Here is a 14,137-nt window from a genome sequence, read left to right on the forward strand (position 1 = left end):
GTTTAGTTAGGGTTTAGTTAGGGTTAGTTTAGGTTTAGTATAGGTATAAGCTATACTAAACCTAACTTAAGGCTAAGCTATAGGTAAACAAAAACTAGATTAAGGGATAAGAGGGTAGTAACGCAAATCAACCGTACTTGGAGCGCAATGGCCTAGCGATGAAAGCAAAACCGAAAGGACATTATCCGAAACAGAAAAAGAAGCGACTATGCCATATAATCGAAGTTTGAATAATTGGTCATCGCAAGCGACTCGACTGCACGTACGAAAGTAAAAAATATGCCAGCGAAACCGTATATTCGTATAGTGATGATTAATCTTCTTACTCATTTTGAACGAACTTTTCAAAATCTATAAAATCGACGCCGATGAGGCACAACGTATTCAGCAATCCAAAAACGAAATACACCAGCATGATTTCGAGGAACTCATTATTGGCGTAGCGGGAAGGCTCGAACATTTTATTGACTTTAAAACGAAAACGTATACTGCCTCTTTTATAAGTTTTGTTACGCAGGGCAAAAACCACCGCGTAAAACCTCTTTTAAATAATAATCGTATTGAATTTTGGGTGATTCGTTTCAAGAGCGAATTTATTCCCGAAACTACCTTCCAACTCTACGCTCATTTTCATGAAAACGCAACATTGAGCTTCGCTAGCCCCTACTGCTTCGACAGGTTAACGATCTTGTGTCAGCTCATGCAGCAGGAAACGCTGCAGACGGCTATCGATTATGGTGTCATTAAGCAGCTGTTGAGTACGATTTTTACGATGATTGAATCTGAACGGAAAAGGCAATTTCCAGATGCACAGCAACAATTAAAAAATCAGGGAACAACTTTCAAGAATTTTCTATCGATCTTAGAAGAGAATTATCGACGACCGGAAGGCGTTAATTTTTATGCGGAGAAGCTTTTTATGTCTGCCCGAAACCTAAATTTAATTTGTCAGAGTATCTTACAACAAAGCGTTTCTGAGATTATTGAAACCAGGAAACTGATTGAAGCAAAAAATCTACTGTTGACAACGAATAAAACGATTTCGGAAATTGGCTTTGAACTGGGCTATCAAGAAAAAGCTTACTTTACCAATGTCTTCAAAAAGAAAGCTGGCATGACGCCTTCTGAATTCAGAAATGAAATTCAGAAGCTTATTTCCGAATAGTACAACAGTTTGACCAGATTATTATACCCCTGCCTCACCCCCAGCTTTTACCTTTGTACAGAAAATTGACGCTATTACAATATATTAAATGCGTAGAAAGGATTTTATTAAAATTATGGCAACATTACCTTTAGTTGGTGCAGCACACCATGTGAGCTCTTTATATAAATTTTCTGGCGAACTCGAAGCAACGGACAAATATCCGGTTCTATTTCTAGGCCATGGAAGTCCGATGAATGCCATCGAAGACAACGAATTTGTGCAGGGATTCAAAAAAATAGGCCAGACTTTCGAGAAGCCTAAGGCAATTCTCGTGGTCTCTGCACACTGGGAAACACGTGGAACATTTGTCACAGCGATGGAACATCCGGCCACCATACATGATTTTGGCGGCTTTCCTCAAGCTTTATTTGATGTGCAATATCCAGCCCCCGGAAGTCCGGCACTCGCTGCAGAAACGCAGCGTATTGTCAGCAAAGCGGATATTCACCTAGACGATAAATGGGGACTGGATCATGGATCTTGGTCAGTTGTTAAACATCTTTATCCCAATGCAGATGTACCCATTATTCAAATGAGCATCGATTATACGAAGCCGGCTGCATACCATTATGAGATTGCACAGCAATTAACCGAGCTACGGAAAAAAGGTGTTCTGATTATCGGCAGCGGAAATATGGTGCACAATCTGCGGATGGTGGCCTGGGACAAGCTGAATACAACTGGTTATGCCTTTGAGTGGGCTACAATAGCCAATGAAAAAATGAAAAAATTAATACAGGACGGCAACCACCAGGCTTTAATTGATTTTAGAAAACAGGGTAAAGAGTTTGACTTGGCAATTCCAACGCCTGAACATTACCTGCCATTAATCTATACGTTGGGCTTACAGGATAAAAATGAAGAACTCTTTCTTTTCAACGACAATTCTGTGGCAGGATCGCTAACGATGACGTCACTGAAAATTGGCTAAACTACCAAATGACAGCGTAACAATACCAAACAAATACAGGCTATTCCATATACCTACAAGCCATTCTGTTGAGCGCTTTGTCTGGATAATGGAATGGGCCTGTAGGTATATTAAAAAGCTGGAATTACGACAATCTCGAAATTTCTATGACAAAAATAGCTTTGATTCCAACAGTAGGATCAATAAATTTGTTTGAAACAAAACAATGTACCTCAACTTAACGCATGGCAACAAAACCTGTTATCGAAATTGAATATTGTCCAAAATGCAATTGGATGCTTCGCGCCGCCTATATGGCGCAGGAGTTGCTGAGTTCGTTTACGGAAGATATCCACGGGGTAATGCTCGTTCCCAGCGAAATTGCGGGACGTTATACCGTACGCGTGGCGGACAACGAGATCTTTGATCGAAAAAGAGCCGCTCGTTTCCCCGAGATAAAAGAGCTCAAACAACTGATCCGAGACATTGTCGCACCGGACAAGTCCTTGGGTCATTCAGACAAATCGACTTCATCCCACCTGTAATTTAGCATAAATCGGATTTTGTAGGCTTCTTCTTTTTAGCAACTTTGTATAAATTAAATGAACAATCATGACTATTCAACAAGAAGTGGATTTTCAACGTATCGCCAAGGCGATACATTTCTTACAGGAGAACTTTAAGATACAGCCTACATTGGGTCAGATTGCTTCACATGTTTATATGAGTGAAGCTCATTTTCAACGCATGTTTACCGCTTGGGCAGGAACGAGCCCCAAAAAATTTTTGCAATATGTAAGTATAAATCATGCGAAATCATTGCTCAAGGAAAGTACTATTGTCGAAACGACATTCCAGCTTGGTCTGTCCAGCAGCAGCAGACTTCATGAACTATTTATCAATATCGAGGGAATGACTCCGGCCGAATATAAAAATGAGGGCGCCAATCTTATTATATTGTACGATTATTATGAAAGCTTATTTGGTACCATGCTCATTGCGTCCACACCAAAAGGTGTTTGCCATATTGCCTATGCAGATGATCAGACTCAAGCCCTTGTATCGCTCCAGCAACGATTCCCCAAAGCAACCTATTTTCAACAGGGGAATGGCATGCACGATAGTGCCCTTAAGGCATTAAACCCTCAAAATAAAGATATCCGCCAGGTAAAATTACATTTAAAAGGAACTGACTTTCAATTGAAAGTTTGGGAAGCCTTGTTAAAAATTCCGATGGGTAACTTGAGCACTTATGGTGCTATTGCTTCTCAAATAGGTAACCCAAAAGCCTCCCGCGCCGTTGGTACTGCTATTGGAAGTAATCCTATTGCTTACCTTATCCCCTGCCACCGTGTGATACAAAACAGCGGTATGTTTGGTGGCTATCGATGGGATCCGATGCGAAAGACAGCGATGATCGGATGGGAGAGCTTTCATACAGCTGTTTAGAAAAAAAGATACTAATATGGAACTTTTCGACAATCTCTTCGATGGCAATAGAAATTTACTCCCTTACGACGGTACTGTCAATTATTATGGCAAAATATTATCTGTGCTGGAGGCAAACCGCTATTTTGATAGACTCATGGAGTCAATTGAATGGGTAAACGATCGGGCCGTTATTTTTGGAAATGAAATAATCACCAAACGAAAAGTGGCCTGGTATGGGGATGATGCGTTCGAATATAGTTATTCTAATACCACCAAAAAGGCGCTTCCGTGGACAAAGGAACTTCTTGAGCTGAAAAAAATAGCGGAAAAACAGACACTGGAAACATATAATTCCTGTCTGTTGAATCTTTATCATAATGGCGACGAAGGTATGGCCTGGCATAGTGACGCGGAGAAAGATCTTAAAAAAAATGGGGCAATTGCTTCGCTAAGCTTTGGTGCTGAACGCAAATTTGCTTTTAAGCATAAGACCAGTAAGGAAAAAATAGATATCATTCTAGGACATGGCAGTCTTTTGGTCATGAAAGATCTGACGCAAACCTATTGGCTGCATCGACTTCCACCTACAAAAAAGGCTTTCGGCGCACGGATTAATCTGACATTTAGAACCATCGATCAACCCTAACCCTCGTCGTTAATAATCGTACATACCAGTTACACGTGAGCACGCCCCCCTATTGGTTACATTGGACATAGGGCACAAAATTAGATTCTTCTATTGGGAATCAGGCATCAATCGCGTCAACCTTTTTGAAACATAAAAGCTGACACGAGCGACTGGACTACTATAAGTTGTCCAAACTATTATCTTTAGGGGTATAATCCATAAAAATACCTCCATCCAATGTAATATGCTTGGCTTGTTTAGCAGAGGACCAGGATATCGTTACCTGCTTTTCATTGGGCTGCCAAACCGCTGGTGTTTGATGTCTTGTTTCTATAGATCCATCTGTATAGGTTATCACTACATCAAATGGAATTGCAAATCCGCCCACATTGGAGACGGTGAGGGTATTTTTGCTGCTCAGTCGCTTAAAGCTATCTACCTTAAGATCGATGTAATGATTGCTGAAATACCAATTTTTCCAATACCAGTTTAAATTCTGTCCTGCTCCGGCATTAATGCTATAAAAGAAGTCCCAAGGCGTAGGATGTTTTCCATGCCATAGCCCCATATAATGGTGCAATGCCTTTTTAAACAATTCATCCCCAAGATAATCCCGTAGTGCAATGTAGGATAATGCCGCTTTAATATAGGCATTGTTACCGTAGCCTAAACCACTTAACTGAGAAGTCATGGTAATCAAGGGTTGGTCTTCTTCTGTAGCGGGGTCCAAAATATAGCGCTTTACGCGGGCATCCTTAAAAAGCGCTTTGTTTTTTTCGGCACCTATCTCTGCGTTCCCAATCCAGAATTCCAATGCCGTAGCCCAGCCTTCGTCCATATAACCATACCGCGTCTCATTGATACCCATGTAAAAAGGGAAATAAGTATGGGCAATTTCGTGGTCCGCCGTTTGTCGTGCATCCACAAGATTATCAGGTACGCTCGAATCGTTGATCATCATCGGATATTCCATATCGGCAAATCCCTGAACCGCCGTCATCGTTGGGTAGGGATAGGTGACTCCGGGCCAGTTTTTGGAGAACCAGTCGATACAGTATTGCTGCCAACCAATATAATGTTCAAAATCTGGCGTGCCGGCAACATAGCTGGACTGTACACTGACGCGTTTACTCCCCAGATCTACACTTCCCCCATCCCAGATGTAATTGTCACTCACGCTGAAACAAAAATCAGGGACATAGGTTGCTTTGAATTTCCACGTATTCCACGCTTGTTGTGCTGTCACTTTCCCCGATTTCATTTCCGCATCTGTCGCGATATGTATCGGGGTATCGCTGAGTTTAGATTTTTCGAAACGTTCCAAAACTGGTTTTTGTAGTACATCGGCAGCATTTGTCAATTCACCTGTCGCCCAAACGACAAAGTTCTTAGGAACGGATATCTCAAATTGGTAATCGTTGAACCCATTGTAGAATTCCTGCCGCCCATTGTGTTCCAGGAGATCCCAGCCATTGTAATCGTCATATACAGACACACGTGGATAGGAATAAGCGCAATAGAAGGTAGAGGCATTCAGCAGCCCTTCCCGGTCACTCTCTATAGAAAGCGGATATTCCCAGCTGATATCCAATGTTGCAGTAGTTCCCGGAAGGATTTTCTGTCCAAAATCGGCTAACTTTACGGTTCCCCAGTCTTTGCTGTTCACTTCATAGACTTGACCATTCAATTTAAACGACTTAATCTCCAGACCCGAAGTCAGGTAATCGTCCGAAGCGTACGCCGCACGCACTGCATTGGGTTTATGAACATTATTGACAAATCGAATCGCTATGCTTTTCAGTGTATCTGGACTATTATTGCTGTACAAGATGGTCTCTGTTCCACTTACTATCTTTGTGTCCGGGTCCAATTTTACCCGCACGTCATATTTCCCAAAATTTTGCCAATAATTTTTTCCCGGTAGCCCGGTCGTGGTTCGGGTTCCCTTTTCAATCGCTTGCTGAATATTTCTTGGTGTATACAACTCTTGGGCATGAGCCGCCCCTGTCAATAAAAGCAGGGACAATCCGTAATTAAATATCGTGCGTCCTATCATATCCTAATTTAAATAATCAAACTAAGATAAATTTGTTGTGATTTGCAAGTTTAATATTCCAGCTTGACAACAAAAATATCCCTATTGCCCCGTTGCTATTAACCATCGTTCACATGGCAAAAAGAAGACAGCTTTCAGCCGCTGGAAAACTTTTTATTTTTTTTAACGTTTATTTTTAAGATAAATTCAAAGGTATGCATCAACTTTTACGTTATAACGACTTCCTCCGACACGCTTTTTTAGGTATGCTTTTAATCTTAATCCCGACACTGCTTCGCGCTCAAACCGATACAAATACAGATTCTATTGCGCAGTATAAACATCAGCGCGACTCAGCTCTGGCGCGTCAATATGATATTTCTGATCTAATCGGAAGAATTATCCATCCCAAACGAAAGAAGGCCCATGCCAGCAAACGTTCGCCTATTACCTTAATGCCCAATATTGCATACAATCCGACCATTGGTGGTCAGATTGGCGTCAAGGCTGTCGCCGGGAAGATACTCGGAGATCCAAAAACAACGACCATGTCAATTGCCGCGACATCGGCCTCAATCACCACAAAAAATATTATGGTGTTCTATATCAGTCACAATGTGTTTACACCGAACAATAAGTTAAATTTCCAGGGTGCTTTTGCGCTTGTTAAAATGGTCGCTTTAGACGCTGGATTGGGTATGACTCCCCAGGGCAAATGGAACAATGCAGATGAGGAGATCCTTGCCAACCCAGAGCATAAGAAGTATGGGGCAAAATATAATGCATTTACATTTAATGAAAAAGTCTATAAGCGCATTGCCGACAATCTCTTTGTCGGGGCAGGACTGGCTTTTGACCTACGCCGTAAAATAACCAGTAGCGGTCCTAATGGCAACGTTACACCCAATACAATCTATACTGAAAAACACGGCTTCGAACCCGACAGTTACAATTCCAATGGACTCCTGCTCAATATGCAATATATGACAAGGGATAACCCCAATAGGCCTTATAAAGGAATCTATTCCGATATAGGTGTGCGATGGAATACAACGCTGCTGGGCAGTAGCAAAAGTGCTGTGCAGCTTACTACCGACTTCAGAAAGTACTTTAGCTTATCTCCCTCCGACCCTGCCCATGTCTTGGCTTTTTGGTATTGGGGTTCGTACAGACTTGGTGGCACACTTCCCTACTTTGACCTACCTGGAACAGGAAGGGACGTTGCTGTTAGAAGTGGCCGCGGTTATACCATTGGTTACTTCAAAGGAATTTCTTTCGGTTATGCTGAAACAGAATACCGGTTTCCAATTCTCAAGAATCGCTTTCTAAGCGGAGCTGCATTTTTTAACCTACAGACAGCCAGCGATGAACTGGGCACCAAACTTTTTGAACGGTGGCAGCCTGGTGGCGGTGCCGGATTGCGGGTGCTGTTTAATAAAGCAACACGCACAAATCTATGTCTGGATTATGCCTTTGGAAAATATGGCTCCCGAGGATTCTTTTTAGGGCTAAATGAAGCCTTCTAATCCGACCATGAGGGGTATCCTCATTTACCATAAAATAACTAAATTAGCCGATGTTTTTATTCTTTCCCTTCGCAAAGAGTGACTGAATAGGCTTTGACGGTACTTCATCATGAATTTAAAAATCTTTTTTCTATACATTCTATTATTATTGGGTCTTGTTTCGTGTCATCCGGTAAATAGGCCAACAACACTAAAAAGCGATGAAGGAAAGAAAGAACAAATAGCACCTGCTGTATCTCCAACACTTCGATTGGATACTTCAAGTTACGATAGCCCACTTTTTTCAGATAGAATAAAAGAACAAACGCAGCAGTTATTAAAAATGAACGACGACGGCATGTTTGATAAATTGCATCGGAAATTATCGGCGACACTAAAGGCGGATCAAAAGGATTATTTTCTTGGGCATCCTAACTTGGTTGTTTTAGCAATCGCTAAAGGGAATATTTTCGATAATGGCCCCGGTGACTTTGGCTATATATTGTACAACAAAGACAGTCACCGTATCGAAATAGTCCTTTTTAATCACAAGAATAAATCATTCGGTACTTTTTATAAGGAGTTAAAAGTTGTCAATACCCTTAAAAACCTGGATTGCTCATCCAGCTTGGCATCGCTCGATTATCTCGTTGCTTCAGAACTGATTTATCAAGAGGAGTATATTCGATTAAACAACTCCAATTACTTGATAGACGACAATTCCTTTACGGTAACTGATGTTTCTACGAATAAAAATTTTGATTTGCGGCGGGGCTGTCTCAACAAAGATTTTACAAAAGCCACGATGGCCAATAGTGTTTGTGTACCAACAAGCGCTGTTTATGCCAATTTTCGATGCCTAAAATACAATAAGAAAAAGCAGATTTTTGAAATTTATTTCAGTCAGGAATTTGCAGACTAAGCCGATCTAACAACGATGAAAAGATATTACATGTTCGCCGCCCTTGGTTTATGCGGAAAATTATATGCTCAGGAAGTAGATACAGCGACGAATAGGCTAGAACAGGTAGAGGTTAAAGCCTACTTCAATAAACAACCGCTACTACGACTGACCTCCTCGGCCGCTGTGCTGAGCCGCCAAATGATCCAATCCCAGCAATCTCCCAGCCTTGTATCGGCATTGAACAGGGTACCAGGATTACGGATGGAAGAACGCTCTCCTGGAAGTTATCGACTTGCACTCCGCGGCAGTATGATCCGTTCACCTTTTGGTGTTCGTAATGTCAAAATCTACTTGAACGACTTTCCTCTTACTGATGCTGGTGGAAATACCTATCTTAATTTGATCGATCCGTATGCATTGGGCCAGATCAATATCTTAAAAGGTCCCGATGGATCGATCTACGGTGCTAATTCGGGTGGTGTAGTCTCCTTATACAGTAAGGGATTCGACCAATCTTCCAAACCGGAAGTCAACCTGCAACTGACCGGCGGCTCTTATGGTCTTTTTCAAGAACAGCTTAACACCATATTACCCTTTAGCCAGACACAGCAGTTAGCCATCAATCAGAGCTGGACCCGAAGTGATGGATATAGACAAAATTCGGCTTTAAACAAAAAGAATATTCAGCTCAATTACAATTGGCAGTACGCCAAAACTTCCGAATTAAAATTCACCGGGTTTTATTCGGATCTTGGCTATCAGACTCCTGGGGGTCTCACCGCCGTACAAATGGAAACTGACCGCAGGCAGGCTAGGCCGAAGGGCGGGCCAAATCCTGGGTCTGTTGAGCAAAAAGCGGCTATCTACGATAAAACGTTCTTTGGTGGACTCAGCAACCAAACGCGTCTCAGCTCTAAAATGACCTTATTTGCCAGTATATTTGGTTCGTCAAATCAGATCAAAAATCCGTTCATCACCAATTACGAGAAACGAGACGAGAAAAACCTGGGAACGCGCTTATATCTATCTTATGCCGATCTATTGGGCAAGGATTTAAAATATGAGCTGCAGCTCGGCCTGGAAGCACAAAAAGGCTGGTATGCTGTTGACAACTATGATAATGAAAAAGGTGTCGCCACCAACCCGCAGGCTAAGGACAAGTTGGATAACAGCCAACAATCATTTTTTGCCCGCACCCAACTGGAATGGCTCGAGCGTCTTCAATTAGAGCTTTCGCTTGGATTAAATGAGAGTAAAATTGGCTACCGACAATATTTTCCTGTTGAACAGGAAGACAAAGCAAACATTGATTTTGGGAGTACATGGATGCCTAGAGCAGCTTTATCCTATTTAATTACCCCCATGTTTGCACTGAGAGCGTCAATCTCCAAAGGGTTCTCTACACCAACTGTTGCGGAGGTCCGTTCATCGGATAATTCAATTAATACGCTACTCAAGCCTGAAACGGGTACGAATCATGAACTGGGATTGCGCTTGCATTTGTGGAATCGCCGGGTCGTTTTAGATGCTGCGGCCTACACGTATCAAATGGACAACGCCATTATCAGACAGCTCAGGGAAAATGGTGCTGAATATTTCCAAAATGCGGGTAAAATAGACCAAAAGGGGTTAGAAGCATCAATACTGCTCTATTTGATCACACCGCAAGTGTCCGGTGTTGTCCGTAGCCTACAGTTCGCCAGTAATTTTTCCTTCAATGATTACAGTTTTAGAACCTATCAGGTGGGCGACAAAAATTATCAGGGTAATAAGCTTCCTGCGGTTCCGAAAACAGTATGGGTGAATTCATTGAATATACTTTTTCCGAATCAATTTCGATTCGACCTTTTGTCTAATCTAACCGCAGCAATACCATTGGATGATGCAAATTCTGTTTATGCCAAACGGTATCATCTTTTGCAGGGCAAATTATCTTGGACAAAATCTGTCGGATCCCGGTATCAAATCAGACTTTTTGGAGGTGCAGACAATCTGCTGAATGAAAAATATAGTCTTGGAAACGATATCAATGCCTTTGGGGGCCGCTATTTTAATCCTGCCCCCTTGCGTAATTATTATGGGGGTATGAGTTTTAACTTTTAATCAAGTCGTATGGAGTTTCATCAGCACGTATTGACCAATATTGATTTCAACAAAGTAAGCCGGCATTCTTATTTTCCTTGGATGGACTTGACACTCTCTCATTTCCATGTGAATGCACTGGAGATGGAGATCAATCAGGCAACGTTTAGTGTACAGGAAAATTATAACGACTTTGAGGTGATGATTATCCATACCGCTCCGGCGACAGCCGTATTCTGCAACTGTCTCCATACAGGATTTTGTCGTCATCAAAAGGCGGCTTTAAGTAAATTATTCATGCAGGAAAATTGGCTGGCATTCTTTGACGCCAATCGGTACAAAGATCTCCTGAAAAAAGTTGCGGCACAATATGGACTGGAAGATGAACCGGCTCTAGAAAATTATTTTTCTGCGCATATCAAAGCGGGTAAACTAGACTTCTCACTGAAAGACAAACAGTTAACATCCATTGATGACTTCGATCTGGTGGCGGAATCTCTTACCCCGAAAAGCAAATCTCCTATCGAACAGCTGCATTATTTTGTTGTATTAACACGCAATCGGTATTACAAAAATCTGCAGGTGCTCCTCTGTCAGGCTTCATTAACGAAATCCGGAATGCTCAAAAACCCGATTTCTGATGGTGATATCCAAACATGTGTCTGGCGGAGCCGCTCAATAGAGGAAATGCAATTTTACACGGCTGTGCTTCAGCTTTCGCAGGTAGTGCAACAAGATTTGGAAATTATGTCCAGCCTGAAGGCAATTGCAAAAAACCCGCTACAGATGGATTTTTACCTACATGATTATGAACAATATGAAAATATAACAGCCTCCTCCGTATCAGCAGTTCAGCTTAGTCTGAAGAAAGGTGATATTAAGCTCTTTATTACAAAAAAACGCTCATTTTATGCTATTCAGGGAGAAATTCATATCCATGCCATAGCCTACAGTTTACAGGATTTAGTTATTCTTTTGGATCATTTCATCTTCATCAGAAATCAGCTTTTTCTGATTGAAAATAAGCTTCACCTCAAGTTGATACGTTTGTTTAGCAACAAGGGTGAGCAGTTGTTGATTCATCAGCGGAAATTCAAAGAATTCAACAGCTTATTTTTGGAACCGCTCGCGCATTCGGTGGACTTGCATTTCCGGGATATTCCTAAAGCGAGCAAGCCGCAGTTAAAGGAAAATCTGTATTATCAAGACATGCAACCGATCCTATTTCTTGAAGAGTCAGCCGATTTTGTCAACCTTATTCCAGTGATGCGTTATGGAGAGGTCGAAATTCCTATTTTAAGCAAACGAAACATATTTGGAACGGATAGTAAGGGCAACCAGTTTTTGGTCGATCGGAAGCGCGAATCAGAAACTAACATAATTTCGCTTTTACTGAAGCAACATCCGTATTTTGAGGAACAGATGCACGATGGAAGCTTCCAGCATTTTTATCTCCATCGCCGCTATTTTCTAGATAAAGACTGGTTTTTAGATGCTTTCGATGAATGGCAGCATCACGGTATACAGATCATTGGATTTAATGCCCTTCGGGGGAATAAATTAAGTCGTTTTAAAGGTAAAATACATATCGAGGTACTGAGTGGTCAAAACTGGTTCAATGCCCATATACAGGTTAAATTTGGTCCTAAGAGCGTTTCGCTTAAAAAACTCGAAAAGGCCGTACGGAACCGTTCGCAGTTTATCACGTTAGACGATGGCACCCAGGGAATTTTACCGCAGGAGTGGCTCGATAAATTTGAAGCTTATTTTAATGCCGCCGAAACGATCACGGATGATTTCATTGAAATTCCAAAATATAAATTTAATGAGATTGACCATCTTTTTGAGCAGTCTGAGATAGATCCTACCGTAGTGGCAGAGCTTAGCATGCTGAGAAGTCGACTCACTAATTTTTCTTCGTTCTCCAAACTTCAGATTCCTTCATCCTTTGTTGGAAATCTACGCCCCTATCAGCAAGAGGGAGTACAATGGTTGCATTTTTTGGATGGGCTTAACTTTGGAGGCTGTCTTGCCGATGATATGGGGCTCGGCAAAACTATCCAAATTTTAGCTTTCTTGGCTACTCAAAAAGGACGGGGACAAACTGCAGCAACTTTACTGGTACTTCCCACGACCTTAATCTTCAACTGGCAGCACGAAATTCAGCAATTTCTTCCGTCTTTTGAAACGCTCGTTGTCGATGGTCCAAATAGCCTACAAAAAGCGCGGCAGCCTGAATCCTATGACCTGATTTTAATTTCTTATCACAACCTGTTGACAGCGATCAATATGCTGAAAAAAATAAAGTTCAATTATGTTATATTGGATGAATCGCAGCAAATAAAAAATCCAGATTCTCAGCGTTATAAAACAGTAAACTTACTACAATCAAGAAATCGTATTATTTTGACAGGAACCCCTATCGAAAATAACACAATGGATCTCTATGCGCAGATTTCCTTTATTGTGCCCGGTTTACTAGGAAGTAAAAAGTACTTCAAAGATGTTTACACCACCCCTATAGACGCCTTCCACGACCGCAAAAGAAAAGAAATGCTGAAAGAAAAAGTAAAGCCTTTTATTCTGCGCCGAACAAAGCAGGATGTATTACGTGATCTTCCAGCGAAGAATGAACTGGTTCTTTACTGTGAAATGAAAAGTGCTCAACGGCGAATTTATGATCTTTATGAAAAGGAGTTCCGCGAATTTATCTCGGCCAAAGATGGGGATGAAATCAGAAAAAGCCCTATGCATGTATTGAAAGGTTTAACCAGATTGCGCCAGATATGTAACTCGAGCAAACTGCTCCAAAATGAAGAGCTGACATCCACGGAGGACTCTGCCAAAATTGAAATGCTTATGGAGCAGATTGTGCATAAAAAAGAGCAGCATAAAATGATCGTATTTTCACAATTCGTAACGATGCTCAAACTGATTAAAGAGGCTTTGGATAAACGGGGTATCCGTTCATTGATGCTCACAGGGAAATCCAAAAATCGAGGTCAGCTGGTTAGCGATTTCCAGTACAATAAGGATATACCTGTTTTTCTGGTGAGCCTGAAAGCAGGGGGCACTGGACTCAATCTTGTCGCTGCCGATGTGGTGTATCTGGTGGACCCTTGGTGGAATCCTGCAGTCGAACAACAGGCCATTGACAGGATTTATCGCATGGGGCAGCAAAAAACGGTAACTGCAGTTCGGTTAATCAGCCCGAATACCGTTGAAGATAAAATTCAGACCTTACAGCAGCATAAAAAGGAAATAAGCAAAAGTATTCTGGATGAAGGCGGCAGCTTGGATACCTTTTATCTGGATAAAAGCTATTTAATGGAGTTGCTGCGATAACTTTGGCTTTCATGTGTTACCTTAAACGCTTTTGTTAATTTATCCGCTTTCTTTATCGTATATCACACAGCAACGAACTAGCTATTAACG

General features: G+C 41.6%; 10 protein-coding genes. 9 read left to right on the top strand and 1 reads right to left on the bottom strand.

Annotation, left to right across the window (positions count from 1 at the left end):
• Positions 1-331 precede the first annotated feature (331 nt).
• From J2X77_RS19960 to J2X77_RS19980, 5 genes are all read left to right on the top strand, one after another.
• Entirely contained in the window at positions 332-1,165 is an 834-nt protein-coding gene (locus J2X77_RS19960; protein ID WP_310082181.1) for a helix-turn-helix transcriptional regulator, read from the top strand.
• Between the two features lie 115 nt (positions 1,166-1,280).
• Positions 1,281-2,138 (top strand): 4,5-DOPA dioxygenase extradiol, encoded by an 858-nt coding sequence (gene ygiD, locus J2X77_RS19965; protein ID WP_209578770.1) that lies wholly within the window; start codon positions 1,281-1,283, stop codon positions 2,136-2,138.
• Between the two features lie 224 nt (positions 2,139-2,362).
• Positions 2,363-2,662, top strand: coding sequence for a SelT/SelW/SelH family protein (locus tag J2X77_RS19970; protein WP_209578771.1), 300 nt, complete (start codon positions 2,363-2,365; stop codon positions 2,660-2,662).
• A 67-nt stretch (positions 2,663-2,729) separates the two neighbouring features.
• Positions 2,730-3,566, top strand: a complete 837-nt coding sequence (locus J2X77_RS19975) for a methylated-DNA--[protein]-cysteine S-methyltransferase (protein WP_310082184.1) — start codon at positions 2,730-2,732, stop codon at positions 3,564-3,566.
• 16 nt (positions 3,567-3,582) lie between these two features.
• Positions 3,583-4,194 carry an alpha-ketoglutarate-dependent dioxygenase AlkB gene (locus J2X77_RS19980; protein ID WP_209578773.1) on the top strand — a complete coding sequence of 204 codons (612 nt, stop codon included), beginning with the start codon at positions 3,583-3,585 and terminating at the stop codon, positions 4,192-4,194.
• Positions 4,195-4,354: 160 nt separating this feature from the next.
• Here J2X77_RS19980 and J2X77_RS19985 read toward each other — a convergent pair whose 3' ends face one another.
• Complete coding sequence (locus J2X77_RS19985; RefSeq protein ID WP_209578774.1) at positions 4,355-6,232, bottom strand: M1 family metallopeptidase; 1,878 nt, start codon at positions 6,230-6,232, stop codon at positions 4,355-4,357.
• 194 nt (positions 6,233-6,426) lie between these two features.
• On the opposite strand from J2X77_RS19985, the gene J2X77_RS19990 reads away from it, so the two are divergent.
• The 4 genes from J2X77_RS19990 to J2X77_RS20005 all read left to right on the top strand — a co-directional run bounded on the left by J2X77_RS19990 (position 6,427) and on the right by J2X77_RS20005 (position 14,047).
• Complete coding sequence (locus J2X77_RS19990) at positions 6,427-7,737, top strand: BamA/TamA family outer membrane protein (protein ID WP_310082186.1); 1,311 nt, start codon at positions 6,427-6,429, stop codon at positions 7,735-7,737.
• Between the two features lie 109 nt (positions 7,738-7,846).
• Positions 7,847-8,638 (top strand): hypothetical protein, encoded by a 792-nt coding sequence (locus J2X77_RS19995; RefSeq protein ID WP_310082188.1) that lies wholly within the window; start codon positions 7,847-7,849, stop codon positions 8,636-8,638.
• Positions 8,639-8,653: 15 nt separating this feature from the next.
• The gene (locus tag J2X77_RS20000; RefSeq protein WP_310082190.1) at positions 8,654-10,723 is read left to right on the top strand and encodes a TonB-dependent receptor domain-containing protein; all 2,070 of its coding nucleotides are present in this window, start codon (positions 8,654-8,656) and stop codon (positions 10,721-10,723) included.
• Positions 10,724-10,732: 9 nt separating this feature from the next.
• Positions 10,733-14,047: a DEAD/DEAH box helicase gene (locus tag J2X77_RS20005; RefSeq protein WP_310082192.1), complete on the top strand. Its 3,315-nt coding sequence runs from the start codon at positions 10,733-10,735 to the stop codon at positions 14,045-14,047.
• The last annotated feature ends 90 nt before the right edge of the window (positions 14,048-14,137 follow it).

Source organism: Sphingobacterium sp. 2149, assembly GCF_031455655.1.
Lineage (GTDB): Bacteria > Bacteroidota > Bacteroidia > Sphingobacteriales > Sphingobacteriaceae > Sphingobacterium.

What these genes read in the sequence shown, in the direction of transcription:
- ygiD (WP_209578770.1), top strand. Translation starts at nt 1,281, where the DNA reads ATGGCAACATTACCTTTAGTTGGTGCAGCACACCATGTGAGCTCTTTA.
- J2X77_RS19970 (WP_209578771.1), top strand. Translation starts at nt 2,363, where the DNA reads ATGGCAACAAAACCTGTTATCGAAATTGAATATTGTCCAAAATGCAAT.
- J2X77_RS19975 (WP_310082184.1), top strand. Translation starts at nt 2,730, where the DNA reads ATGACTATTCAACAAGAAGTGGATTTTCAACGTATCGCCAAGGCGATA.
- J2X77_RS19980 (WP_209578773.1), top strand. Translation starts at nt 3,583, where the DNA reads ATGGAACTTTTCGACAATCTCTTCGATGGCAATAGAAATTTACTCCCT.
- J2X77_RS19985 (WP_209578774.1), bottom strand. Translation starts at nt 6,232, where the DNA reads ATGATAGGACGCACGATATTTAATTACGGATTGTCCCTGCTTTTATTG.
- J2X77_RS19990 (WP_310082186.1), top strand. Translation starts at nt 6,427, where the DNA reads ATGCATCAACTTTTACGTTATAACGACTTCCTCCGACACGCTTTTTTA.
- J2X77_RS19995 (WP_310082188.1), top strand. Translation starts at nt 7,847, where the DNA reads ATGAATTTAAAAATCTTTTTTCTATACATTCTATTATTATTGGGTCTT.
- J2X77_RS20000 (WP_310082190.1), top strand. Translation starts at nt 8,654, where the DNA reads ATGAAAAGATATTACATGTTCGCCGCCCTTGGTTTATGCGGAAAATTA.
- J2X77_RS20005 (WP_310082192.1), top strand. Translation starts at nt 10,733, where the DNA reads ATGGAGTTTCATCAGCACGTATTGACCAATATTGATTTCAACAAAGTA.